General features: G+C 43.5%; 24 protein-coding genes. 3 read left to right on the forward strand and 21 right to left on the reverse strand.

What is annotated here, in order from left to right:
* Positions 1-38: 38 nt before the first annotated feature.
* The 4 genes from tkt to yneA all read right to left on the reverse strand — a co-directional run bounded on the left by tkt (position 39) and on the right by yneA (position 3,640).
* Positions 39-2,048: a transketolase gene (tkt, locus tag AS29_RS18260; RefSeq protein ID WP_035411647.1), complete on the reverse strand. Its 2,010-nt coding sequence runs from the start codon at positions 2,046-2,048 to the stop codon at positions 39-41.
* A gap of 107 nt (positions 2,049-2,155) precedes the next feature.
* Positions 2,156-2,386, reverse strand: coding sequence for a DUF896 domain-containing protein (locus AS29_RS18265; protein ID WP_035411651.1), 231 nt, complete (start codon positions 2,384-2,386; stop codon positions 2,156-2,158).
* Between the two features lie 265 nt (positions 2,387-2,651).
* Positions 2,652-3,311: a YneB family resolvase-like protein gene (locus tag AS29_RS18270; protein WP_035411654.1), complete on the reverse strand. Its 660-nt coding sequence runs from the start codon at positions 3,309-3,311 to the stop codon at positions 2,652-2,654.
* 8 nt (positions 3,312-3,319) lie between these two features.
* Complete coding sequence (gene yneA / locus AS29_RS18275; RefSeq protein WP_035411657.1) at positions 3,320-3,640, reverse strand: cell division suppressor protein YneA; 321 nt, start codon at positions 3,638-3,640, stop codon at positions 3,320-3,322.
* A 151-nt stretch (positions 3,641-3,791) separates the two neighbouring features.
* Here yneA and lexA point away from each other — a divergent pair, with 151 nt between their 5' ends.
* Entirely contained in the window at positions 3,792-4,415 is a 624-nt protein-coding gene (lexA, locus tag AS29_RS18280) for a transcriptional repressor LexA (RefSeq protein WP_035411659.1), read from the forward strand.
* 100 nt (positions 4,416-4,515) lie between these two features.
* Positions 4,516-5,949: a hypothetical protein gene (locus AS29_RS18285; protein WP_035411661.1), complete on the forward strand. Its 1,434-nt coding sequence runs from the start codon at positions 4,516-4,518 to the stop codon at positions 5,947-5,949.
* Positions 5,950-5,985: 36 nt separating this feature from the next.
* Here AS29_RS18285 and cysI read toward each other — a convergent pair whose 3' ends face one another.
* From cysI to hflX, 11 genes are all read right to left on the reverse strand, one after another.
* Positions 5,986-7,698 (reverse strand): assimilatory sulfite reductase (NADPH) hemoprotein subunit, encoded by a 1,713-nt coding sequence (cysI, locus tag AS29_RS18290; RefSeq protein WP_035411664.1) that lies wholly within the window; start codon positions 7,696-7,698, stop codon positions 5,986-5,988.
* A 16-nt stretch (positions 7,699-7,714) separates the two neighbouring features.
* Complete coding sequence (locus AS29_RS18295; protein WP_035411667.1) at positions 7,715-9,526, reverse strand: assimilatory sulfite reductase (NADPH) flavoprotein subunit; 1,812 nt, start codon at positions 9,524-9,526, stop codon at positions 7,715-7,717.
* A 299-nt stretch (positions 9,527-9,825) separates the two neighbouring features.
* On the reverse strand, positions 9,826-10,122 hold the full coding sequence (locus tag AS29_RS18300; protein ID WP_035411670.1) for a putative quinol monooxygenase: 297 nt from the start codon (positions 10,120-10,122) through the stop codon (positions 9,826-9,828).
* A 46-nt stretch (positions 10,123-10,168) separates the two neighbouring features.
* On the reverse strand, positions 10,169-10,798 hold the full coding sequence (locus AS29_RS18305) for a nitroreductase family protein (RefSeq protein ID WP_035411672.1): 630 nt from the start codon (positions 10,796-10,798) through the stop codon (positions 10,169-10,171).
* A 43-nt stretch (positions 10,799-10,841) separates the two neighbouring features.
* Positions 10,842-11,282 carry a MarR family winged helix-turn-helix transcriptional regulator gene (locus AS29_RS18310; protein WP_035411674.1) on the reverse strand — a complete coding sequence of 147 codons (441 nt, stop codon included), beginning with the start codon at positions 11,280-11,282 and terminating at the stop codon, positions 10,842-10,844.
* Positions 11,283-11,651: 369 nt separating this feature from the next.
* Positions 11,652-12,674, reverse strand: a complete 1,023-nt coding sequence (locus AS29_RS18315) for a Gfo/Idh/MocA family protein (RefSeq protein ID WP_035411676.1) — start codon at positions 12,672-12,674, stop codon at positions 11,652-11,654.
* A gap of 83 nt (positions 12,675-12,757) precedes the next feature.
* The gene (locus AS29_RS18320) at positions 12,758-13,612 is read right to left on the reverse strand and encodes an alpha/beta fold hydrolase (protein ID WP_035411678.1); all 855 of its coding nucleotides are present in this window, start codon (positions 13,610-13,612) and stop codon (positions 12,758-12,760) included.
* A 337-nt stretch (positions 13,613-13,949) separates the two neighbouring features.
* Positions 13,950-15,284, reverse strand: coding sequence for a type I glutamate--ammonia ligase (glnA, locus tag AS29_RS18325; RefSeq protein ID WP_035411680.1), 1,335 nt, complete (start codon positions 15,282-15,284; stop codon positions 13,950-13,952).
* A gap of 59 nt (positions 15,285-15,343) precedes the next feature.
* Positions 15,344-15,742 carry a MerR family transcriptional regulator gene (locus AS29_RS18330; RefSeq protein ID WP_035411682.1) on the reverse strand — a complete coding sequence of 133 codons (399 nt, stop codon included), beginning with the start codon at positions 15,740-15,742 and terminating at the stop codon, positions 15,344-15,346.
* A gap of 232 nt (positions 15,743-15,974) precedes the next feature.
* Entirely contained in the window at positions 15,975-17,243 is a 1,269-nt protein-coding gene (locus AS29_RS18335) for a methionine gamma-lyase family protein (RefSeq protein WP_035411685.1), read from the reverse strand.
* Positions 17,244-18,518, reverse strand: coding sequence for a GTPase HflX (hflX, locus tag AS29_RS18340; protein ID WP_035411688.1), 1,275 nt, complete (start codon positions 18,516-18,518; stop codon positions 17,244-17,246).
* 142 nt (positions 18,519-18,660) lie between these two features.
* Between hflX and AS29_RS18345 the strand changes: the two genes are divergently transcribed.
* On the forward strand, positions 18,661-19,284 hold the full coding sequence (locus tag AS29_RS18345) for a trimeric intracellular cation channel family protein (RefSeq protein ID WP_035411691.1): 624 nt from the start codon (positions 18,661-18,663) through the stop codon (positions 19,282-19,284).
* 29 nt (positions 19,285-19,313) lie between these two features.
* Here the strand turns inward: AS29_RS18345 and AS29_RS18350 are convergent, their stop codons facing one another.
* The 6 genes from AS29_RS18350 to miaA all read right to left on the reverse strand — a co-directional run bounded on the left by AS29_RS18350 (position 19,314) and on the right by miaA (position 24,978).
* Positions 19,314-20,096, reverse strand: a complete 783-nt coding sequence (locus tag AS29_RS18350) for a carbohydrate ABC transporter permease (protein ID WP_442854550.1) — start codon at positions 20,094-20,096, stop codon at positions 19,314-19,316.
* A 32-nt stretch (positions 20,097-20,128) separates the two neighbouring features.
* On the reverse strand, positions 20,129-21,064 hold the full coding sequence (locus AS29_RS18355; protein WP_231889985.1) for a carbohydrate ABC transporter permease: 936 nt from the start codon (positions 21,062-21,064) through the stop codon (positions 20,129-20,131).
* Between the two features lie 25 nt (positions 21,065-21,089).
* Complete coding sequence (locus tag AS29_RS18360; RefSeq protein ID WP_035411696.1) at positions 21,090-22,349, reverse strand: ABC transporter substrate-binding protein; 1,260 nt, start codon at positions 22,347-22,349, stop codon at positions 21,090-21,092.
* A 237-nt stretch (positions 22,350-22,586) separates the two neighbouring features.
* Entirely contained in the window at positions 22,587-23,543 is a 957-nt protein-coding gene (spoVK, locus tag AS29_RS18365; protein WP_035411699.1) for a stage V sporulation protein K, read from the reverse strand.
* Between the two features lie 229 nt (positions 23,544-23,772).
* Entirely contained in the window at positions 23,773-23,997 is a 225-nt protein-coding gene (gene hfq / locus AS29_RS18370; RefSeq protein ID WP_035411703.1) for an RNA chaperone Hfq, read from the reverse strand.
* Positions 23,998-24,036: 39 nt separating this feature from the next.
* Positions 24,037-24,978 carry a tRNA (adenosine(37)-N6)-dimethylallyltransferase MiaA gene (miaA, locus tag AS29_RS18375; protein ID WP_035411705.1) on the reverse strand — a complete coding sequence of 314 codons (942 nt, stop codon included), beginning with the start codon at positions 24,976-24,978 and terminating at the stop codon, positions 24,037-24,039.
* Positions 24,979-24,994 lie beyond the last annotated feature (16 nt).

Below are 24,994 nucleotides of genomic sequence, written 5' to 3' on the forward strand. Positions count from 1 at the left end.
ATGAAAGGGAGCCTGCACGATGCAGGCTCCCTTACTGGTTATTTATTTAGCAATGCTTTAACGCGTGCTACGATATTTTCAGGAGTGAAGCCAAACTCTTTCATAATCGTTTCTCCTGGTGCAGATGCACCGAAACGGTTAATTCCAAGAACGTCACCTTCATCACCCGTGTACCTTTCCCATCCAAGCGGAGAAGCCACTTCAATCGCCAAGCGCTTTTTAACATCCTTAGGAAGGACGGATCGCTTGTAATCTTCAGTTTGTTCTTCAAAACGTTTCCAGGAAGGCATGCTCACAACAGAAGCATCGATTCCCTCTTTAAGAAGCGCTTTTTGGGATTCGACTGCAAGACCCACTTCAGAACCGGAAGCAAGCAGGATAGCATCCGCCATTTCTTTTTGTGAAGGTGATACAACATAAGCACCTTTCTCCACACCAGTGCCGGACAATTCTGCAGAGTGCTCGAGCGTCGGAAGATCCTGTCTTGATAATACAAGAGCGGTCGGACTGGTTTTGGATGTTACAGCGAGCTTCCATGCAGCAGCCGTTTCATTTCCATCCGCTGGTCTGATCACATCAAGATTCGGCATCGCTCTTAATGAAGCCAGCTGTTCAATCGGTTCATGAGTAGGTCCGTCTTCCCCTACAGCAATGCTGTCATGAGTGAATACGAATGTTACAGGCAGGTTCATTAAGGAAGCCAGGCGGATAGCAGGACGCATGTAATCGGAGAATACGAAGAACGTTCCTCCAAATACTTTTAATCCCCCGTGTAAAGCCATACCGTTTAGTGCCGCACCCATAGCAAATTCTCTTACGCCGAACCAGATATTGCGTCCGCTGTAATTGGCGGCAGTAAAATCTTCTACGCTTTTGATTGTCGTTTTATTGGATCCGGCTAAGTCCGCTGACCCGCCGAACAGATTAGGAACATTTTTCGCAATGGCATTCAGCACTTCACCAGAAGACGCTCTGGAAGCAAGTCCTTTTCCTGTCTCATATACAGGAATATCTGCATCCCATCCTTCAGGAAGTTCGCCATTAATTGCGCGTGTAAGCTCCTCAGCAAGTTCAGGGTACTCATTTTTGTAGCTTTCAAATAGGGCATTCCACTCGTTTTCAGCTTTTTTGCCATCCTCTTTGATTGTTTTCGCAAAGTGTTCATATACTTCGTCAGGCACATGGAAATCTTTATCGAATGTCCACTTGTAAGCATCTTTAGTGAGCTTTGTTTCTTCTGCTCCAAGGGGTGCCCCGTGGACGCCTGAAGTACCGGCGCGGTTCGGTGAACCAAATCCGATCGTTGTTTTGACTTCAATCAGGGTTGGCTGATCTTCATTTTGCTTCGCTGCAGCAATAGCCCGGCCGATTTCATCTGTATCGTTTCCGTCTTCGACACGGATCACCTGCCAATTCATTGCTTCAAAACGCTGCTGAACATTTTCGCTGAATGAACGGTCAAGATCGCCATCAAGAGAAATATCGTTTGAATCATAAAGAACAACCAGGCGGCCAAGCTTCAAGTGACCTGCAAAAGAAGCAGCCTCAGATGAGATTCCTTCCATTAAATCTCCGTCGCCGCAAATCGCAAATGTATGGTGATCGACTACATTAAAAGAGTCTTTATTGTATGTATGTGCTAGGTGACGTTCTGCCATAGCCATTCCTACCGCCATTGCTATTCCTTGGCCAAGCGGTCCAGTCGTTGCATCTACACCAGCTGTATGTCCGTATTCAGGATGTCCTGGAGTTTTGCTTCCCCATTGACGGAAAGATTTCAAATCCTCCATAGAAACATCATAGCCTGAAAGGTGAAGCATGCTGTAAAGAAGCATAGAGCCATGCCCGGCAGAAAGAACAAAACGGTCACGGTTGAACCAGTTTGGATTCTCTGGATTTTGTTTCATATAATCTGTCCACAGTTTGTAAGCCATCGGGGCAGATCCCATAGGCATTCCCGGATGTCCGGAGTTTGCTTTCTCAATTGCATCAATAGATAGAGTCCGGATTGTAGCAATGGACAATGAGTCAATAGTAGATAATGTCATTATAGACCATCCTTTCGTTTGAACAATTTACCCTCTTATCATATCCGTCCAGCTCAAATAGTACAACCAATAGGCCTGTTTATATTAAACAGGCCAGTTTCGAACTTTTAATGAAGTCCTTTATTCTTCTCATTTTTCAATTTTTGAGGGGTTACGTCATTCCCCTCCGGATCGACCACGGTCACATTTTTCAAAGTGTTCTTCATGGAACTTCTAAAGGTTTTCAGGTACTCTTCCCGCAAAGCCTTTTGCTCCTGCTGTTCCTGTTCTGTTAACCCTTCAGCTTTGGATTTTTTTGAAAGAGCATTAATTCGATCAATTTTTTCTTTAGAAAGCATAATCATTCTCCTTTTTAAGCCTGTATAACTCCTGTACGTTTCGTGATCGAAGACTTTTTCCTATCATTCTGCTGTTATGAAATTAATATGATGGCTGTTTACTGCTGCAGAATGCCCACCATCCTTAGAAAGGGAAATTTACAGAGCACCTGTCCAAAAAAAACATGTTCTTATATAATGGGCTTCACTTCGTACGTAACTTACGGATAATGTTAGATAGTGCAATCGTACAAAAAAGAGCAAAAAAAGGCAACTAAACAGATTATTAGGTCTGTTCAGCTGCCTTTTTCTCTTCCATGTATTCCTGGAACCTTCTATGTACTGTCGCTTTTGAAACCGAATAGCCGAAGCCTCTCAGCGTGGCTGCTATATCTGCAAACGTGAGCTTACTATTCCTTAAACGAACGATTTCCTCGATAGGAACTTCAATTTTATCTTTTCTTCCTCCGGAGACAAGATCGGTTAAGTTATGCTGCGGCCGATATCCCTTTTCAACCGCACGCTTCATTCCGCGCCTAATTTTCATATTATGGATCTTCCTCTGATATTCTTCGACAATGCTGACAATTTCAAGAACCATTGTATCCGCTTCTGACAGCTGCAGTTCGCCCTGCTGTGCGATTGTAAACACTTTCACCTGTTCTTTGTATATACAGTGGAGAATGGCCATTCTGGCGCTTCCCCTCCCAAGTCTCGTTTCATCCTGGATCAGAATTGCTTTTGCATCTTCTTTTTTTATCGTGTCAAGAAGCTCGAGAATTCCTTCCCTCTCAATCTCATAGCCGCTTGCCTTCTCCATGATGATCCGGACGGGTTCCATTCCGTTTTGAACCGCTAAAGAAGTCAGTTCTTCCTCCTGTCTGAGAAGAGAAGTTTCCTGTTCGTCTTTTGCTGTACTGACTCTGCAATAAATAACCGCCTTCAAGTAAACACCTACTCTTCTGAAGCAATAATATGGGTTTCATGTTTGTAAAGATCATTCTTTTTCACTGGAATAAAAACGGTGTCACCAGGTTTAATTACAATAGTAGATAAATTATTTTCCTTATCCACCCATTCCACAAACTCTGTCTGAGACATTCCGTGCTTGTCCTTCAGTGTTTCTGCCAAATCCCATAGTGTATCTCCTTCTCGGATTTCTATTTTAGCATATTCATCCAGTGTTTTGCCGCTTCCCGTACCGGCTGCTGCAAATAAAATACCCCCGACAAGAACGAAAAATGATGCTATGAGTGCAAATGTGCTTTTTGACATGTTAACCCCTCCAGAATGTTTGTTCGCTTTTTGATATTTTTATTATAATACGAACAAACGTTTTGGGTCAAGCGTTTTTCGAACTTATGTTTGTATTTTCAGGTAAATGATGCTATAATCACTATAAATTACTTACTCTGAGGTGCTAAGGATGAGCAAACTATCAAAAAGGCAACAGGACATTCTTGAATTTATTAAACAGGAAGTCAAAAGCAAAGGGTATCCGCCTTCCGTCCGTGAAATTGGCCTTGCTGTCGGTCTGGCATCCAGCTCTACCGTACATGGCCATCTTGCCAGACTTGAAAACAAAGGCCTTATACGCCGAGATCCTACAAAGCCAAGGGCTATCGAAATTTTAAATGAAGATCTTGGAATGGAAATTCCGAGAAACGAAGTGATTAACGTTCCGATTATCGGGAAGGTTACGGCAGGGCTGCCGATTACTGCTGTGGAAAATATTGAAGAATACTTTCCGCTCCCTGAACGGCTTGCTTCACCTGATGACCAGGTTTTTATGCTTGAGATTGTCGGGAACAGTATGATTGAAGCGGGAATATTAGACGGAGACCTTGTTGTAGTAAGACAGCAGCAATCCGCTAATAACGGTGATATTGTCGTTGCCATGACCGAGGATGATGAAGCCACAGTAAAACGCTTTTTTAAAGAAAAAGATTATATCAGGCTGCAGCCGGAAAACTCATCAATGGAACCCATTATTTTAAGGAACGTGTCCATACTTGGCAAAGTGATTGGAGTATACCGTACAGTGCATTAACGAGCTTGTTCAACTGGACAAGCTTTTTTTCATTCAGATTATAATGATAGAATAAAGGCTGTATAATGTGCTATACAATCAGCATCTGGAGGAACCATTTATGTCCGACAATCAAAAGGAGCTTCAATTAGATGAAGCCAGCAGTCAATTTATTTTTCCCTTCTCTTTAAAACATACAAATGTGATGAAGATCCAGCAGCAGCTGGAGAATAGCGGTTACCGCTTCTTCCATCTGGACGCAAAAGAAACAGAAAATGCATATTACGGTCCCGGGCAGTCCGTTTCCCATGATAATATGGACCAATACTTTTTGCCGTTTATTGAAAACCTGTTATTTGTTCATGAGCCGGCAAAAGAATCGCTCAGCCGGTTTTCAAAGTCTGTTCAATCACCAATCCGGTTATTATTCGGTGAGGATCAGCGTTCATATGAAGCAGAAGTCCTTTCTGCTGATATTTTTATCTGCCCTTTTGAAATTGGTATGATCTCGATTCGGACCCGGTTTACTCAGTCTCCCCTAAAGCTTTCTGAAGTGATGGACTTTCAAAATCAGTTCCGTGTTCTGGATCCAAAGCTTGTTGAAAAGAAAAATCTTAGGGTCATGACTAAAAATTCATCCTATGACAGCATTCAGGATTACATATTTAAAGAAGTCGCACCCGGCATTGTCCCTTTTATCGAAACAGGAGTGAACAAGTCCTCTTATTTCGGGAGTCTTCCGTATTTCGTGGATGAAAGAATGTATATTGTCAGTACGCTGGTCACACGTGAGAATCACGTGACAAATGAACATCTCTTCCGATCGGGGCAGGTAAATGGTTATGATTCAAAAGGAAATCCGTTTATTTCCGCTAATAACCCAGAGTACATAGATCATTACGCAAAGACCCACACTTACAGCAGGTGGGCTCCTCAGACAAACTATGTAATCAGCGATCATGCCTTTACATGCCTTACCCAGCAGGGCGAACATGTACCCATAATTAAGTCTGAAATGTTTGGCCAGCATTATTACAACTTGCTCCTTCACTTCTTTTACAAAATGGTTCTGCTTAAACTTTCCTATCAATACTCGCTGCTGTACAGACGGAATAAAACGAATGAGATTGAACAGCTAATTCAAACGATTACCGAGTTTTCCGGCAAATATCATTTTAAGGAAATAAGCAGCCGCACAGAAGGACAGGAATTGGCTTTCTTAATGAATAATGTGTTTCATATTTCGACCTTATATGACGAAGTAAAAAAAACGCTCGACAGCTTGTTCAGAAACCAGGAGAAAATTTCAGCTAAACGAAATAATTATTTATTGTTCATTTTAACGACATACACGGTTATTTCCGGAATTTATGGGATGAATCTTGTGATAGAGGACTGGAAAGGAAAAATCGATTGGAGATTGATGACTCAATACTCGGTTTTTGAGTATATTGCGTTTGGAGTAGCCATTAGCGGAATCCTAATGGGAATTGGCTTGGGTGCAGGAGCGATTTTCAGTCTTGGCAGAAACTTTTTTAACCGCAAAAAACGATGACTCCAATCCCGGGGTCATCGTTTTTCTGTTTTCTTCTCAATTGTGAAAGTTTGTTCCATCTGTTGTTGCAGAAATAATTCCCGCACGGACAACATAATCTCCGAAGTGTTCCCCATCTTCCCGTTCTTTGGCATAACGAGGCAAGATCTCACGAAGATCATTCAGTATTTCTTCTTCTCCAATGTTTTCTTTGTACATTTTGCTTAAGCGGCTGCCATCGAAGGCTGCTCCAAGATACATATTATATTTCCCCGGAGCTTTGCCAATAAATCCAATCTCCCCGAGGGCATGCCTGGCACAGCCGTTCGGGCAGCCAGTCATGCGGATTGTTATTTCTTCATTGCGCAAACCGTTTTCATCAACAATCCGCTCAATTTTATCGATTAAGACCGGCAAATAGCGCTCCGCTTCCGCCATTGCAAGGCCGCATGTAGGCAGGGCCACACACGCCATTGAACTTCGACGGAGTGCGGAATAATGCTTGCCGTCCGTTAAACCGTATTCGGCTATTAACTGATCGATTTGCTTTTTCATCTTTTGCGGAACATTTGCAATGATTACGTTTTGGTTAGCGGTTAGCCTAAAGTCTCCTGAATGCACTTTCGCAATTTCACGAAGGCCAGTCATAAGCTTATAATCTTCGAAATCGGCTACACGCCCGCCTTCTACAAACAGAGTATAGTGCCATTTGCCCTTGACCCCTTTTACCCATCCGTAGCGGTCGCCGTTGTGATCAAAATGGTAAGGTTTTGCATCCTGCAGGGTCCAGCCCAATCGGTTCTCTAGTTCTTCTTTCACTGCTTCAAGTCCAAGACGGTCTACCGTGTACTTAAAGCGGGCATTTTTCCGTTCTGAGCGATTTCCATAATCCCGCTGGATCGTGATAATTTTTTCAGCCAGCTCTACTATTTGATCAGGTGTGCAGAAGCCAATTGTTTTTCCCAGCTGAGGATAGGTTTCTTTATCGCCATGGGACATTCCCATCCCTCCGCCAATCAGGACATTGAATCCAAGAAGCTTCTCCTCTTCAACAATCGCGACAAACCCCAGATCCTGTGAATACACATCGATATCATTGGACGGCGGAACCGCAATTCCGATTTTAAATTTACGGGGCAGATAAAGAGGACCATACATTGGTTCAGCTTCTTCTGCCGTGCCCGCTACCTTCTCTTCATCAAGCCAAAGCTCATGATACGCTCGTGTACGTGGAAGGAGATGTTCACTTAATTTTTTGGACCATTCGTAAACCTCTGTATGAATCTCAGATTGTTCAGGATTCGGATTGCACATGACATTCCGGTTTACATCACCGCAAGCAGCAATCGTATCCATCAGAAATGCATGGATATCCTGAATCGTTTTTTTCATATTCCATTTTAATACTCCGTGCATTTGAAAGGTCATGCGCGTGGTCAGCTTCAAAGTGCCATTGCCGTTCCTTTGAGCCAGGTCGTCCATGACAAGCCACTGAGCGGGAGTAGCAACTCCGCCCGGCAGACGGACACGGAGCATAAATTGATAGGCCGGCTCCAATTTCTGTTTTTGGCGTTCATTGCGGAGATCCCTGTCATCCTGCAGGTAGCTGCCGTGAAATTTCATTAAGCGGTTATCATCATCCGAAATTCCTGCACTGATCGGTTCAAGCATTGATTCCGCAAGGGTTCCGCGCAAATAGTTGCTATCATCCTTAATACGCTCCACATCGCTCGGAGTTCCTTCCGGTGCTTTTAATATTCGATTGCCCATGTGAAAAACTCCTTTCCTAATAAACATCCCGCTGATATCTTTTATCCTGCTGCATTTGAGCCAAATACTCTTCTGCTTTTTCCTGACTCAAACCGCCTTCCTTTTGAATGATTTCCAGTAGTGCATTATGGACATCATGCGCCATATTCCTTTCATCACCGCAAACATAAACAGCAGCACCTTCCTGCAGCCAATTGAACAGTTCCCGGCTCCGCTCAAGCATACGGTGCTGAACATACACTTTTTCCTTTGTGTCTCTTGAAAATGCCACATCCATTTTTGTTAATAGACCATCTTTCATCCATTTTTGCCACTCTGTCTGGTAAAGGAAGTCTGTTACAAAATGCTGATCTCCAAAGAAAAGCCATGATTTCCCTTCTGCTTCTTTCTCTTCCCGCTCCTGCATAAACGATCGGAATGGGGCAATTCCTGTCCCTGGACCTACCATAATGATCGGTGTTTCGGGATTGGCGGGCAGCTTAAAGTTTTGATTGGGCTGGATATATACCGGCAAGCTGTCTCCCGGCTGAAGCCTTTCCGCACAAAGAATGGAGCATACTCCGTTTCGTGCGCGTCCATGAGACTCATAGCGCACAGCCCCGATTGTTACGTGAACCTCATCCGGGTTGGCCGCCAAGCTGCTTGCAATAGAATAAAGTCGTGCAGGAATTTTTCGAAGGACGGAGAGAATCTCTTGTGCCGGAACAGCCCACGGTCCAAAATCACGCAGCAGATCCAGCAAATCACGTCCTGTAAGGTACTCTTTTAGTTCCGCTTCCCGGCCAGGTGAAAGCAGTTCTTTTAAATCCTGACATCCTGTAATTTGTGCAGCTTGCTCAAGCAGCGGCTTCGTTAGGACGGTTATTTCATAGAAAGAAGTGAGCGCATCCTTTAATGAACGCACATCCCCCTGTTTGTTTACTGTAACCATTTCATCCGGTGCCCAGTTCATTTCGCTGATAATCAAATCTGCCAGAGCAGGATCATTATTAGGGTAAATCCCAAGACTGTCCCCCGGTTCAAAGGAAAGACCGGAGCCCTCGAGTGATAATTCAATGTGCGTCGTTTCCTTATTGGACCCCCGTCCGTTTAAATTTATACTTTCAAGAATTTCCGCATGAAATGGATTCGTTCTTGAATAATTCGTTACTGCAGCCGGTGTAGCAGCTGAAGAATCCGGCACTGAGGCATCACTTCCCTGCAATCCTAAAAGACCATTAATGACCCCTTCCAGCCATTCAGCTGCAGGCTCATCATAATCCAGATCGCAGTCCACTCTTGGATGCAGTCTTTTGCCGCCCAGCTCTTCCAGCTTGCTGTCAAATTCCTTTCCTGTCTGGCAAAAGAATTCGTAAGAACTGTCACCCAGGGATAGAACGGAATAGTTCAAATCCTCAAGCTTCGGTGCGCGTTTCCCATGAAGAAATTCATGGAGTGACAGCGCATTATCCGGCGGATCGCCTTCACCATGTGTGCTGACCACAATCAGAAGGTTTTGAATTTTTTTTAGCTGATTTGGTTTGAAATCGTTCATGGAAGCTACGGTTACTTCAAAACCCTTCTCCTTTAAGGTCTTGCCCCCCGCTTGCGCCAATCCCTGCGCATTCCCCGTCTGGGATCCATAAAGGATGGTCACGTTTTTGGAGATGGTCTGGACAGCAGCCTGAGCTGGAACTTCAGCTGCAGCAGCCCCTGGAGTACTGGCAGCTGAAGCCGCAAGATAGCCTGAAATCCAGTTTTTTTGTGAATCAGTTAATGTTGGCAATAGCTGGTTCAGGAGATCTGCCTGCTTTTGATCAAAAGGGCTGTTTGTTACTTGAATATGCAATGAACCCACCTCATCATTTCATCATATTTCGATTATACCTATGTATTAAGTCGGTTTTTCACTTAAAATAAACCAGCACGCTTTTTACCTTGGTTAGCAGTATAAATATCTTATCTAATTTTACAGAAAATTAGAGCATTAGTAAAATATTTTTAAATAATCGGAGTTATTAATATTGTTAATAGTAAAAGTTCTATTCCTCTCGTCTAATTGAACCATCCTTTTTCAACAATTAGAACGGTAATTGCAGCAATCAAAAACCCCTCACAGCATTATGCCGTAAGGGGTTTTTGAGTAAATTAGCGCTGAAGAAGGCTTCCTTCATAGCTTTTTACATCAAGTGGTGCCGTTAAAAACTCTTTTGCTTTCCCTACAAACCCAACAAAATGGGCACTTTCTCCATGGGTTTTCACAGCAGCCATATCTTCCCAGACTTCTACCATTGTATAAGCGTGCTCCTGATCCAGATTTTTCATCAGACGATAAGAGATGCATCCATTTTCTGCCTGTGAAGCTTTCACCAATGTTTCAATTTCTTCAAGAAAAGCCGCTTCTTTATCCGGTCTAACTTGAAATCCTGCATGTGTAATAATCATTTTTTTTTCCTCTTTTCATTTAATTTTTTCTAAGCAAGAATGGCGGTTATCTCCACTCCGTGATCTTTTCAATCGGTAAACGCACTGATTGGTAGCCCTGATCTGCCGCTTTCCCAATGGAAAGAAGCATAACTGGATAGTAACGCTCTTTATCCATTCCGAATACATCGGCAATTTGATCCTTTTCATAACCGCCGATTGGATTCGTATCGTAGCCGTGTGCACGTGCAGCAAGCATCAGCTGCATTGAAACAAGGCCGGCATCAATCAAATTCATTTCCTTTAGTGATTCAAACGAGCTTGCTTCAAAAAACCCTTTAATCTGCGCTACTTGTCTGTCTCTCACCTCAGCAGGCATATGTCCCTCAGCTACTGCTTTATCGTAAATTTCATCCATATATTCATCACTCTTCATATCAGCGAAAACAGCGATCATTGCAGCAGATGTCTCGGTTTGCACCTGATTAAACTTCGCTAGCGGAGCAAGCTTCTTCTTGCCTTCTTCTGAATCAATGACCATAAAACGCCATGGCTGCATATTTACAGATGATGGAGCGAGCGTTGCTTCTGTCAGAATCTCCGTCATTTCCTCCCGGCTGATTTTCACTGATGGATCGTAATTGCGAATGGAACGGCGTCCGGTGATAATTTCTTTAAAATCGTTCATTTTAGTCATGATTTATTTCTCCTTTATGAGGGGTCTAGTTGATTTTCATTCATTAGTATTTCATATTCTCTACATTTTCTTGAATCCGGGTAAGCATTTCTAAAAGAAGCGTTCGTTCCTCCGTATTAAAACCATGTAAGACATCCGAAACAAACCGCTGTTTTTCTTCTTTATATGCGGCGATTTTCCCGCGCCCTTCTTCGGTCAGGCGTACATATGTGAAACGATTGTCTTCAGGATTTTTCCGGCGGATGATCGTACCCTTTTCTTCAAGCTGCTTCAAATGCCTGGTTACAGCAGCATTGTCTATATTTACTTTTTTTTGCAGTGTGCTCTGATTAATTTCCTCTGTTTCATACAGTTTTAGCAAAAGCTCCAATCGGGACTGGCTGACTCCTGTACATGCTTCGAATTTCGGATTTGTCCGTTTGTTGATTTCATATAATCGGAAAACAATCTCTTCATCTTGGGCTCGCAAGTTGGACAAACGCATCCCCCTCCTTTCACGCAATGAATATAATTGACCTATCAAATATAAGATGATATTTATAATGAAGTCAAGAAATTAACCTGGCCATATTTAACTCACTATTGTGGTGAAACTTATAATTGATAAGTCAACTATTGAGCTATCAACTATATTAAATCATCGATACATTGATGTCAAATTATTCGTTCCGTATGCATGAAACATTAACTTTTTTATCGGAATACCCTCCTTTTATTCAAAGCTTTGTTAACTTAGCTGTTGATTTCCGCTGCAGGTGTTTGCTTCAATCAACAGGTGTCAAAAAATCAACACCATGCTTTAACATAGCCTTATTCAATAGAAAAAGGCTTCTTAGGAAGCCCCTTTTTTAGATTATCCTTGATGCGCGCCTTCTTTTAGTTCTTGCACAGAAACCGCTCTCGCTTCCTTACTTGAGCGGGCTGCCGCTTCGTTCATCAGAGTTAAATTCAGCACATCGTCTTTTGTAATCGCCGGACTTTTTTTCCCTTCGATATCCATTACCCATTGTTCCATCGGCATAGGAAGAGGTTTCGGAAGATCATCAGGGGTAATCCACTCTCCTTGTGTTAAGGAGGCACTAATCATGCGGACCTTGTTATCTTCTATAAGAAGAGCTCCGTCTGTTCCGTATAGTTCCAGCTGGAACGGGCTTGCTGCTGAAATAAACCCTGTTTCAATGATTCCTAGAGCACCTGATTCATACTCTACCGTCACAGCGGCATTATCATCCACTCCAAGCCCAAGAGTATGAAGGAGCTTAGCAGAAACGGACACAGCGCTTCCAGCTAAACGGTATGTCAAATAAATGGGGTGTGCACCAAGATCAATTAGCGCTCCTCCGCCGCATTGTTCTTCGCTGAAGAAGTGCGAGGGCAGCCAGCCGGATGGTTTCCCGGGAATAGATATTGCTCCATCATGCGCCAGTCTGCACCGAATGGATGTTAACCTTCCAAGCCAGCCTTTCTCGACTGCCTGCTCTGCATATAAAAAGTAATCTGCCGAGAGTCTGGGAAGCGAAACCATAAGTTTTACGTTTGCTTTCTCCACCGACTCAAAAATCTCTTCGCAATCCCGCAAGGAAACGGCTAAAACTTTTTCAGAGAAAATATGCTTTCCGTATCCCGCAGCAGCCATGATGACTTCTTTATGCATGGTTGTCGGAGTACTAACGATCACTGCATCAATATCGCTTCTTTTCAAAACAGAATCTAAATCGGCTTCAAACGGAACACCAAGCTCCTCTGCCCACTTCATACCCCTCTCCTCTTCTTCGTCCCAAACGGCTTTAATTGAAATGGACTCATTAATCAGTGCCTCTTTCGCATAATCATCAGCATGCACATGCCATCTGCTAAGCATTGCAACATTCAGCATTTTATTCACTCCCGTAATCGTCATTTTTTACAGCCTTTGTACATGATCTTTGCTAAATTTTACACTTGAGTGTATCTAAAACTTTAATTCTCTGTGGAGCGGCTGCTCAAGGCAACTATGGCGCTGATTATCACTGCCCAGTCATCACTGTGAATTTCATGTCCGGTGCCTTCAAGTGCAATAAATTCAGCATTCGGAATGGCCTTCGCAAGCGCCAGGCCATGCTCAATCGGAAGCGCGGGATCCTTTGTTCCGTGTATAACCACTGCAGGTGCCGTTATCTCACCCATTTTGTCAAAGTAATGAATACCGCCCTGCAGCAAGGCATAATTAAATCGGCTTGCAATTTGTCTGGCCCGTTTTAATTCCTTATCGGCCAGTTTTTCCATTCGATTTCTCTCAAAAGGCTTAGAACCTGATAAGGTTTTCCAGCCTCCTGCAAGGTAGTCGATAGCTGCTTGCCGGTCGTTCCAATCAATGGAACTGCTGCTGGAATGATAATCTAAGATGCGCTGATCCATCTCAGGCAGCTTTTCCTGTTCCTTTCCAAACACACTGGAAGCAATTGCTGTGAGTGATAGAATCCGTTCAGGATATCGCAGAGCAAGAATTTGCCCAATCATACCGCCAAGCGACATTCCAGCAATATGAGCCTTTTCAATGGAATAAGCATCCAGTACACCTGCTGCGTCATCTGCCAGGTCCGTAATCGTATAATTTGACGTTCCTGGCTCGTAAACCGTTGATTTTCCTAAATCACGATTATCATACCGAATGACGAATCTTCCTCGTCCGGCTAGCTGAAGGCAAAAATCTTCATCCCACCAATCCATGGATGTCATGGCTCCCATAATAAGAAGCACCGCCGGGTCATTTTGGTTACCAAAACTCTCTGTACATATTTCTATATCTCGAACATCTACTATTTGTTCACTCATTGTTATCCCTCCGTGTTTTATCATCACATCGCCGGTTTTTGGGCGCAGATCAATAAACTCTAGTTCGGAGTAGTTGGCCTGCACCATCAATTATCTATGTTTGATCCACTTGATAATCATGACAAGGCCTCCTTTTATAGGATGTTAAGGGTTTCATACCCATTTCCACTATATCACAATCTGCAAAAGTCAGTTTCTAAATTCTTCTATATTAGTAATGATCGTTTTTAATAAGAAAGAGATCATGTAAACGATTACGAAAAGGACTGCAGACTCGCCTGCATGGGCAATGATAATAAAAAGCCCCCTGATACCGAAGTATCAAGAGGCCTCCTGATTAATACATGCTCATATATTGTTCGCGTTCCCAAGGGTGGACTTGTGTGCGGAACATATCCCATTCGATTTCTTTCGCTTCGATGAAATGTTCGAACAAGTGGCTTCCCAGAGCTTTCACGATTGTATCATCCGTTTTAAGGTTTTCAAGCGCTCCAGCCAGTGTGGAAGGAAGATCCACGATGCCGTTTTCAAGGCGCTCTTCTTTGTTCATGACATAGATGTTGCGGTCAATCGGTTTAGGCGGAGTCAGGCTGTTTTTAATTCCGTCCAATCCTGCTGCCAGAAGAACAGCCATAGCCAGGTATGGGTTTGCTGCCGGATCTACGCTGCGTACCTCTACACGGGTAGAGATTCCGCGGGATGCCGGAATACGGATCAGCGGGCTTCGGTTGCGTGCGGACCATGCAACATAGCAAGGAGCTTCATAGCCTGGTACAAGGCGCTTGTAAGAGTTCACAGTCGGGTTTGTAACAGCTGTAAAGTTAGGCGCATGCTTGATAATTCCAGCGATGAATTGACGAGCTGTATCGCTCATCTGCAAATCTCCATTTTCGTCGAAGAACGCATTCTTCCCTTCTTTGAATAGAGAAAGGTTGCAGTGCATTCCAGAGCCGTTTACACCGAACAGCGGTTTAGGCATGAATGTCGCATGCAAACCGTGTTTGCGCGCAATTGTTTTTACGACTAATTTGAACGTTTGGATATCATCACATGCTTTTACAGCACTTGCATATTTAAAATCGATTTCATGCTGCCCGGGTGCTACTTCGTGGTGGGAAGCTTCGATTTCGAATCCCATTTCTTCCAGCTCAAGCACGATATCACGGCGGCAGTTTTCACCAAGATCTGTAGGAGCAAGGTCGAAGTATCCGCCTTTATCATTCAATTCAAGAGTCGGTTCGCCTTTTTCATCCAATTTGAAGAGGAAAAATTCAGGTTCAGGTCCAAGGTTGAAATCCGTAAAGCCCAGCTCTTCCATTTCGCCAAGGATCCGCTTAAGATTTGCACGAGGATCTCCATCAAATGGAGTGCCATCCGGATTATAAATATCACAGATAAAGCGGGCAACTTTTCCTTTTTCAGAAGTCCACGGGAAAATGACGAACGTATCAAGATCCGGGTATAGATACATATCGGATTCCTCGATGCGCACAAATCCTTCAATAGAAGATCCGTCAAACATCATTTTGTTATCAAGCGCTTTTTCAAGCTGGCTTGCCGGGATTTCTACATTCTTAATTGTGCCCAGGATATCCGTGAATTGAAGACGGATATACTTTACGTTGTTTTCGTTTACTAACTTAACGATGTCTTCCTTGGTATACTTTGACATAATCATTTCCTCCCAATTCAAATGCAAATTTATAGTAACAAAAAATGGTGCTCACAGAATTAATGAAAGAACCTGGACATGTCTCCCTGACGCAAATTCGGTCTGTTGAAGTTTCCTCCCTGTGCCATTTCGGCTTTAAGGAGCTTCCTCAGCTCTTCGTCAGTTAAATCAGGCTTCTCTGCTTTAACAGGTTCTGCCTGCGGGACTGCCGGAATTTCTTTCCTGGAAAATATTTGTTTAATGCCCGCGAGATTTACGCGCTGCTCAATGAGGCTTTTAATCTCTAAAAGCTGATCTACATCATTGAACGAGAACATCCGGCGATTGCCTTCTGTCCGGGCAGGGAAAATCAATTCATGCTCCTCATAGTAACGGATTTGTCTTGCAGACAATTCCGTCAGCTGCATGACAATCCCTATAGGAAACAAAGGCATTGAGCGTCTTATGTTATCACCCATTCCTTTTCCTCCTTACTGTTTCATAAGGCTATTATACGCAATGTTATATTATGTGTCAAGAATATGTAAGGAAATATGACATTAGGATTCTTTTACCCTATCGAACTGCCAATATACGGTTTTTCTCTGGGTCTATTGAAGAAGCCTAATCAGCAGCTATTGCCGTTCGCTCTTCACCCTCGGCGCTTGCATTGATCCCGCAAACCAAAAAAAGAGCGGAATATCCGCTCTCTCAAAAGGCAATTAACTTTTTCTCCAGCAAAAAATCTAATGCCGAGCAAACTGCGATCTTCACATGAGAATAAGTCAGTCCGCCTTGCACATAGGCCGTATAGGGAGACCTGAGCGGGCCATCAGCCGACAATTCGATGCTTGCTCCTTGAATAAAGGTCCCAGCCGCCATAATGACATCATCCTCATAGCCAGGCATATAGCTTGGATACGGGGTAACATGAGAATTGATGGGAGAAGCAAATTGGATAGCCTGACAAAAAGCAATCATTTTGTCAGGATCGTCAAATTGAACAGACTGGATTAAGTCTGTCCGAACCGCATCCCATGATGGCGATGTTTTTAATCCCGCTTTTTCCAGAACAGCTGCAGTAAATACAGCTCCCTTCAGAGCTTGCCCGGCAACGTGAGGAGCAAGGAAAAAGCCCTGGTACATTTCCTGAAGACTGTAAAGGGAAGCACCAGCTTCTGCTCCGATGCCCGGTGAAGTCATTCTGAAAGAACAGGCTTCAACAAGCGGTTTTTTCCCCGTTATGTAGCCCCCTGTCTTGGCAAGGCCTCCTCCGGGATTTTTAATAAGGGAGCCAGCCATTAAATCAGCCCCAACGTGGCAAGGCTCAAGCTCTTCAATAAATTCCCCGTAGCAATTGTCTACAAAAACAACCAGCTCCGGATTGATGGCTTTCACAAATTCAATCATTTCCTTGATTTCTGAAATGGTAAAGGATGGACGGCTGGCATAGCCTTTTGATCTTTGAATGCCGATCATTTTTGTCTTTCCGGAAATTGCGCTTTTCAACGCCTCAAAATCAGGTGTGCCGTCTTCCTTTAAATCCACGTGCTGATAATCGATTCCAAATTCCTTTAAAGAACCAATCCCTTCGCCCCTGATTCCGACGATTTCTTCAAGCGTATCATACGGCCGTCCGGTCATATAAATCAATTCATCCCCGGGACGGAGCACTCCAAACAAAGCAATGGAAATAGCATGCGTTCCGGAAATAATTTGAGGACGGACAAGTGCCGCCTCTCCGCCGAACACATCTGCGTATATTTTTTCAAGGGTGTCCCGTCCGTTATCATCGTATCCATAACCGGTAGACGGAATAAAATGAGAATCACTAACTTTGTGCGCCTGATAGCTTTGCAGGACCCGGTATTGATTCGCTTCTATTCGTTCATCAATGCTCTTAAGCACATCTGCGATTTGAGCTTCTGTTTCCCTAATTAGCGGAGAAAGCTTCTCCCCGTGTTTTAATTGCTTCAGCATTTACCATTCATCCTCATCTGCTAATTCTTTTGATGGAAGCTTAGAATCTCCTTCTTGAGCATATCCGCTGATTTCATAAGCTTCTTTTTCTTCATTAAATGAAAAGGACTGTACAATTGTATCGCGCTTCAGCTGAGAGATCAGTCTTCCCTCGTCTGGAGGCAGCTCCATTGAGTACGGAACCATTTCATTTTTTACCTGTTCCTCAATTTTCATTTTCAAGTCATCAAGATCCTGTTTATTCAATGCGCTTATCACGATATATGGATCGGCTGTATTTGGTGTGAATTCAGGCAGGATTTTATCTTTTTTATTATAAATTGTCAGTCTTGGAATGGAGCTCGCTTCCAGCTCCTCAAGGAGTTTGAAAACGGTTTTCTCATGATTGATGCTGTCCTCGCTGGATGTATCGACTACATGCAAAATTAAATCGGCTTCTTTCGCCTCCTCCAAGGTGGATCTGAAGGCAGCAACAAGTGTAGTCGGCAAATCCTGTATGAACCCCACCGTGTCTGTTAAAAGGGCTTGATAGCCGCTCGGCAGCCCCATTTTTCGGGTCATCGGATCAAGCGTAGCGAAAAGCAGATTCTCTTCAAAGCTATCGGATTCAGTCAGCCTGTTAAACAACGTGGATTTCCCGGCATTCGTATATCCGACCAGTGCGATTTGAAACGCCTGATTACGTTTGCGGCGCTCACGGTAACGGGCTCTGTGGCTAATGACCGTTTTCAGCTGCTGTTTGATTTCTACCATTCGTTTATTAATGTGGCGCCGGTCTGTTTCGAGCTGTGTTTCACCAGGTCCTCTTGCTCCGATTCCGCCGCCCTGCCTTGATAAATGAATACCTTGTCCGGAAAGCCTTGGAAGCAGATAATCAAGCTGGGCAAGCTCAACTTGCAGCTTTCCTTCCCTTGTCTGTGCGCGCTGTGCAAAGATATCCAAAATCAGCTGGGTCCGGTCAATTACCTTTATTTCAAGCTCTTTTTGAAGGTTGCGGATTTGACTTGGCGATAGCTCCCCGTTAAAGATCACCACATCAGGTTCAAGTTCTTCTGTAAGGGATTTTAATTCCTCAAGCTTTCCTTTTCCTATGCAGGTTGCGGGGTGAAGACGGTCCCGTTTCTGGGAAATGTCCGCTAAAACGCTGCCCTGTGCTGTTTTTATAAGGGATTTAAGTTCCTCTAAAGAATAATAAAATTGTTCGTCCGATACAAATGGAAGCTGGCATCCGACGACAATTGCCTGTTCAGGCTGTGTTTTTGAAAGATCACTCAATCTGCATTCCTGCCTTTTCCTGTTTCTAATGATAAAATCTATCATACCATTTTTTGATTGTATTTGAAAAAAAATCATTGATTTTAAAGGAAACACCGCTTAAAATCTATACGGTTGCACTATGGTTTAAGGAGAAGTTTATATGACGTGGGAAGTATTAAGTATTATTGGCACGGTTGCCTTTGCGATCAGCGGCGCAATTGTTGCCATGGAAGAAGAGTATGACATTTTAGGTGTTTATATATTAGGCATTGTCACAGCCTTTGGCGGAGGAGCCATCCGGAACCTTTTGATCGGTGTCCCGGTTTCAGCCCTTTGGGAGCAGGGCCTTTATTTTCAAATCGCTCTCTTTTCCATCACACTGGTTTTTGTTTTTCCGCAATTTCTAATGAAGCATTGGAATCGCTGGGGCAATTTTACGGATGCAATTGGATTATCAGCATTCGCCATCCAGGGTGCCCTGTATGCTGCGAAGATGGAGCATCCTCTTAGCGCCATCGTTGTAGCGGCCGTTCTTACAGGAAGCGGCGGCGGGATTGTCCGCGATATGCTAGCCAGAAGAAAGCCTCTCGTTCTCAGGGCAGAAATTTATGCGGCATGGGCGATCATTGGCGGATTTGTTATCGGACTCGGCTGGGCCCGCTCCCCATTTGAATTGTATACACTGTTTGTTTTTATAACCCTTTTCAGAATTTTTTCCTATATGTTTCACTGGAAGCTCCCATCCCGAAGTATTTATGGGGAGAAAACTCATTTAGAACAATAAAAAAAGCGCATTGGCTGCGCTTTTTTTGTTTATTCTTTCATACCTGAAGTAGCCATTCCTTTCACAAATTGCTTCTGGAAAATGAGGAATACAATCAAAATTGGAATCATGGTCACGACAGACATGGCAAGCAGGCTTCCCCAGTCAACTCTGAATTCCCCTATGAAATTTGCCAAGGCAAGCTGAATGGTGTATTTAGATGGATCACTGATGACAATAAGCGGCCAGATAAAGTCGTCCCATCTCCACATGAAGGAGAAAATCGTCAGGACAGCAATTACAGGCTTTGCAATCGGCACGATGATCGTCCAAAAAATTCTCCATTCTCCGGCTCCATCCATTCTTGCCGCTTCCAGCAGATCATCCGGTACCGTCAGCAAATATTGACGGATCAGGAACACTCCCATAGGAGTAGCAGCGGGAGGAATAATCAGCCCAAGCAGATTATTATAAAGCCCGAGCTTGCTAATCACCGTAAAGATCGGAGTCATGATGACCTCTATTGGAATCATCAATGTAGAAAGGAATAAAAACAAAATGAGTGTATCTCCTTTAAAGCGAAACTTGGAGAGCGCATACCCAGCCATTGTATTGATCAGCAATGTCAGGATTGTGGCGGATACCGCTACAATGGCACTGTTAATAAAATACAGTCCGAAATTCCCTTTGCTGAAGGCAGCCGTAAAATTTTCAAATGAAAGCGAATCAGGCAAAAACTTCGGCGGCCATGAATACAAATCGATCGGCCCCTTAACAGAAGAAATAAAAATCCACAGTACGGGGGCAATGAAGATTAAGGCAAGTAGGATCAAGGCAAGATATGTAAAAAAACCTGCTTTCTGTGTCAATCGATTTTCCCTCCTTCTGCCCATTTAAATTGGATCAGCGTGAAAATACCAATCAGCAGGAACAAGATAACCGACATGGCACTTGCATAGCCGACTTCACTTTTCGTAAATCCGAACTCAAAAATATATTGAACAATCAGGGTTGTTTCCTTTGCAGGTCCGCCTCCTGTAAGGGAAAAGATGAGCGGATATGCCTTTACCGATTCTACGATCAGCAGCATAAAAACAAGAAGGCTTGTAGGCTTTAAGAGCGGGAGTGTAATTTTCCAGAACAGCTGGCTTCTGTTTGCTCCGTCGATCTGTGCAGCTTCATAGTAGGAAGCTGGAATGCTTTGCAGCCCGGCAATAAAGATGACCATAAAGAATCCGACACGGGCCCATACAGTCGCTATTACAATGGTAATCTTCGCTATAACCGGATCCGACAGCCATTTAATCGGTGGAAGGCCGCCTGCTTCAAGCAGATACGTAATCACTCCAAAGCTGTCTCCAAATATCCATTTCCAGGACAGGCCGACGATGATGAAAGAAATCATGGTCGGCCAGAAGATAATGGCTCTGAAAAGACCTCGCGCCTTCATTTCCTTAATCATCAGCATGGCGATCCCCAGGGAAATCGCGAAAACGAGCGGTACGACAAGCGCTGCGTAGATTAGCGTATTCAGCATGATTTTCCAGAATTCTGCGTTATTAAACAATCGGATATAGTTTTCCAGGCCTGTAAACTTCATATCTGATACGCCATTATAGCTTGTAAACGAATAAACAAGTCCCATTAAAGCAGGAATGATTATGAATATTAGGAAAATTAACAGATTTGGAAGAACAAATAAATAAGGAGCAAGCTTCTTTTTTCTTTGCGCTTTTTTCATCGTCTCTACGTTCGTTTTTTTTATTGCCATCGGCATGGCCTTTGATTTTTCTACTACCATTATTCAGCACCCTCCTCTATGGCTGTTATTTGTTTTGTTCTATGGTGTCATCGAAGATTTTAGCCACTTCATCGAGAGCCTCCCTTGGAGTGGATTCTCCTTTTAGAGCTTTCGCAATGCCGGTTGTTAAATCCCCGGCATTTTTATTCATGACCTGCTGATTTGACCAGTCTTTTGCTGCCTGTGGAGAAGTGTTTTTAAACTCATCCGTAAACACATCAAACATATGATCATCGAGCGGATAATTCAGTTCTTTGTTATCTTTTCTGGCACTTAGGAATAAAGACTTTTCAATATACTCTGCATTTACTTCCTTAGTTGATAAATATTGAATGAATTTAGCGGTCTCTTTCTCAACTCCGGTATTCTTTAAGCCCATTACATACTTTCCTCCTGGAACGGAAGACCGCTTCTCATCTTTTGGCAAATAAGTCACACCCCATTTAAAATGGGTAATGTCCTTATAGCTGCCCATCATCCAGTTTCCCGCTAAATGGACCGCGACTGTACCTGAGCGGAACAGGTTATTCGGGTTCTCGCCGCCAAGCCATACGGAATCCGGGATAAGGCCTTCCTTATGCATGTTCCTGAAGTCAGTTAGCGCTCTTACAGATGCGGGGCTGTTTACCGCTGCCTTTGTCAAATTTTCATTAAACAAGCTGCCGCCGTACTCATACATCATGGTCGACCAGCGGTGTCCTGATGAATCCCAGACCATCGGATAGCGTGCGTCCCCTTTTTCTTTTACCTTTTTTAAAGCTGCAGTGAACTCATCCCACGTCCAAATTTCCTCCGGAGTCTGCGGAACCTTTACTCCCGCTTTTCTAAAAAGATCCTTGTTGTAATACATTCCATTGGCTGTTACATCCATGGGGGCTGCAATAATTTTTCCATCAATGACATAAAAAGGTTTGATGGAATCCTCAAACTGACTGATGAATTTCTCCTGATCTCCTACATAATCAGTTAAATCAATTGCATAATCAGCAAATTCATATGTATCATTTATCCGAACCAATGCCGGCGGTTTTCCGCCTGCTATCATTGTTTTTAATTTCGTTTTAACATCCTTGAAGGCAATTTCCACCAGATTGATGTCAACATCCGGATTCTGCTTTTCATATTTTTTGATAATTTCCTTCATGACTTCTCCTTCTCCGCCATCAGAGAACCACATGAAATCAAGCTTTACTTTTCCTTCTCCTGATTGACCGCATCCGGCAAGCGAGAGCACGATTGCAATGATGATGATTTTCGCAGCGCTGCCCCAGTTTCTCTTGATCAAAGAGCTCCCTCCTATCTGTTTAAATATTCCGACTTCAATATCCGTCAATTGCTTAAAGGCGCAAATCCCCCTTGAAACATTTACCCCTTTTTATAAAAATAAAACCTATTAATCTCCATTTTTTTCACTATTTCGACTTTATCAGGAAACTAGAGCAAGCGCCTTTGCTCCGCCAAATGCTTCTCATCCATTCACAGCGCATAGTAAAACCGCAACAGAACCATAATAAAAAGCCGCTCAAAGCGGCTTCTCTTCCCGAACGATCAAATCCTGAGCTTTAATCGTTATCAATTCATCCCGATTGTATTTATCAGCCATTAACAATCTCATAGCCTGCGCTCTAATTGATTTTTCGATGATATTCCTTATAAACCGGCCGTTGCTGAATTTTGATGGCTGTGTCATGCTCTTAACGGACATTAAATGATCTCTCAACTTCCATTCCGCTTCCCGGCTCCATACATATTCCCTCTCCTCAATCATTCTTTTGGAAATATCCATCAGCTGGTCAACTGAATAGTCAGGAAAATCAATAACGAGCGGAAATCTGGAATGCAAACCGGGATTGATTGCAAGAAATTGATCCATTTCTTTGGAATAACCGGCAAGAATGAGGATAAATTCATGCTGTTTGTCTTCCATGTGCTTGACGAGGGTGTCTATTGCTTCTTTACCGAAATCCTTCTCTCCACCCCTTGCGAGGGAGTAAGCCTCATCGATAAATAAAATCCCGCCAAGCGACCTCTTAATTAATTCTCTCGTTTTTTGAGCGGTGTGCCCGATATATTCTCCTACTAGGTCCGCCCTCTCTGCTTCAATCAAATGCCCTTTGGAAAGCACGTTCATTTGACAGAACAGCTTTCCGATCAGCCGGGCGACCGTAGTCTTTCCAGTTCCCGGATTCCCTTTGAACATCATATGAAGCGCCTGTTTTCCTGCTTTTAGCCCTTGTTCCTCACGCTTTTGGCTGACAAAGATCCAGGCGTAAATTTCTTTTATATTCCGCTTCATTTCTTCCATACCTACAAGTGTGCCCATTTCCTCTTCAATCTGCCTGAGAATGGCGTGCTTAAAATCCGTTTTAGGCAGAACGAGTTCATAGCCCTTGCCTTCCGATTCCTTGCCTGCTTTCGTCTGGCCATTTAGGATAATATTGATTTGTCCGTTATTTTTATAAGTAACTGCCTGATCCATGAGAGTCACCTCAGCTTTCTATGTTACTATACGCCCGGAACGGCTCTGCCGTGACAAATGCCTATTATTGTTCACGCATGAACCGCAGGACTCCCCCTGTTTTTTTCATTTTTTTTTGAAAACGCCTGATCTTCTTATATGTATTCATCAACGGGTCATGTACAACCACTGGAAATAGGCAAAATAAAAACCGCATACACTGCTGTATGCGGCCCATTTGAATCACTGATTATTCCGTTTCAAGCTGAATGTTCTTTTGCGGTGCAAACGTTGAAATTGCATGCTTATAAATCAACTGCTGCTTGCCTTCAGTCTCAAGCAGTACAGTAAAATTATCGAATCCTTTTACCAGCCCTCTCAGCTGGAATCCGTTAAGAAGGAAAACAGTGACAAAAATTCCGTCCTTGCGCAGCTGGTTCAAAAATTGGTCCTGAATATTGATTGCTTGTTTCATGATATGTCCTCCTCATTTCTCTATATGGTTACTATTCGATTAAAGATGAAGCTTTCCTGCTATATATGTAAAAATTTCGTCAAGCTTCTGTTCGGATTGGGCCAAAGGAGTCATATCGTACCATTTGACGTCCATTCGATTCCGGAACCATGTAAGCTGGCGTTTTGCATATCTCCTCGAGTTTTGCTTTAGCTGCTCAACAGCTTCTTCTAAAGAGATTTCACCATCAAGATACCGGTAGATTTCTTTATATCCAATCGCTTGAACAGCCTGTCCTGTTTTCAATCCATCTTGGTACAGGCCTGTCACTTCCTCAAGCAGTCCTTCATCAAGCATCTTATCAACCCGCTGGTTAATTCGATAGTACAGGGTTTCACGGTCCATCGTCAACCCTATAATTGCAGATTGATAATGTTCCGCCCGGTACTCACTTTCCAGCTGGTCTGTCATGGTTTTCCCTGAGGCATGAAAAATTTCTAAAGCTCTGATCACTCTTCTCTGATTGTTCGGATGGATGCGTTCAGCCGATTCAGGGTCCGCTTCTATTAGAAGCGAGTGGATATACTCTGCCCCTTTTTCCTCTGCCATATTTTCCATGCGAAGACGGAATTCAGGGTCTGAAGGCTGCTCTGAAAATTGATAATCATACAGCAGTGACTGGATGTATAACCCAGTTCCGCCAGCCACAATCGGCATTTTCCCTCTTGAAGCAATATCTTCAATACTGGCTCTCGCAAGCTTCTGAAAATCCGCAGCTGAAAAGCTCTCGTCCGGATTTTTTATATCGATCAGATGATGGGGGATGCCCTCCATCTCATTCTGGCGTATTTTGGCGGTCCCAATATCCATTCCTTTATATATCTGCATCGAATCGCCGCTGATAATCTCTCCATTCAGCTTATGGGCAGCTTCGAGGCTAAGTTTCGTTTTTCCGACTCCAGTTGGTCCAATAATGACGATTACTTTTTGTTTTTCCTGCATTTATATATCACTCTCT

It is taken from the genome of Bacillus sp. SJS (assembly GCF_000732485.2).
GTDB lineage: Bacteria > Bacillota > Bacilli > Bacillales > Bacillaceae > Metabacillus_B > Metabacillus_B sediminis.

Coding starts and splice junctions, on each gene's coding strand:
- AS29_RS18320 (WP_035411678.1), bottom strand. CDS start 13,612: ATGAGTGAACAAATAGTAGATGTTCGAGATATAGAAATATGTACAGAG.
- yneA (WP_035411657.1), bottom strand. CDS start 3,640: ATGTCAAAAAGCACATTTGCACTCATAGCATCATTTTTCGTTCTTGTC.
- cysI (WP_035411664.1), bottom strand. CDS start 7,698: ATGGGCAATCGAATATTAAAAGCACCGGAAGGAACTCCGAGCGATGTG.
- miaA (WP_035411705.1), bottom strand. CDS start 24,978: ATGCAGGAAAAACAAAAAGTAATCGTCATTATTGGACCAACTGGAGTC.
- lexA (WP_035411659.1), top strand. CDS start 3,792: ATGAGCAAACTATCAAAAAGGCAACAGGACATTCTTGAATTTATTAAA.
- AS29_RS18330 (WP_035411682.1), bottom strand. CDS start 15,742: ATGGGTGATAACATAAGACGCTCAATGCCTTTGTTTCCTATAGGGATT.
- AS29_RS18305 (WP_035411672.1), bottom strand. CDS start 10,798: ATGACTAAAATGAACGATTTTAAAGAAATTATCACCGGACGCCGTTCC.
- AS29_RS18315 (WP_035411676.1), bottom strand. CDS start 12,674: ATGCTGAATGTTGCAATGCTTAGCAGATGGCATGTGCATGCTGATGAT.
- tkt (WP_035411647.1), bottom strand. CDS start 2,048: ATGACATTATCTACTATTGACTCATTGTCCATTGCTACAATCCGGACT.
- AS29_RS18285 (WP_035411661.1), top strand. CDS start 4,516: ATGTCCGACAATCAAAAGGAGCTTCAATTAGATGAAGCCAGCAGTCAA.
- AS29_RS18265 (WP_035411651.1), bottom strand. CDS start 2,386: ATGCTTTCTAAAGAAAAAATTGATCGAATTAATGCTCTTTCAAAAAAA.
- AS29_RS18335 (WP_035411685.1), bottom strand. CDS start 17,243: ATGCTGAAGCAATTAAAACACGGGGAGAAGCTTTCTCCGCTAATTAGG.
- AS29_RS18355 (WP_231889985.1), bottom strand. CDS start 21,064: ATGGTAGTAGAAAAATCAAAGGCCATGCCGATGGCAATAAAAAAAACG.
- AS29_RS18310 (WP_035411674.1), bottom strand. CDS start 11,282: ATGCGTTTGTCCAACTTGCGAGCCCAAGATGAAGAGATTGTTTTCCGA.
- AS29_RS18300 (WP_035411670.1), bottom strand. CDS start 10,122: ATGATTATTACACATGCAGGATTTCAAGTTAGACCGGATAAAGAAGCG.
- spoVK (WP_035411699.1), bottom strand. CDS start 23,543: ATGGATCAGGCAGTTACTTATAAAAATAACGGACAAATCAATATTATC.
- hfq (WP_035411703.1), bottom strand. CDS start 23,997: ATGAAACAAGCAATCAATATTCAGGACCAATTTTTGAACCAGCTGCGC.
- glnA (WP_035411680.1), bottom strand. CDS start 15,284: ATGTCAAAGTATACCAAGGAAGACATCGTTAAGTTAGTAAACGAAAAC.
- AS29_RS18345 (WP_035411691.1), top strand. CDS start 18,661: ATGACGTGGGAAGTATTAAGTATTATTGGCACGGTTGCCTTTGCGATC.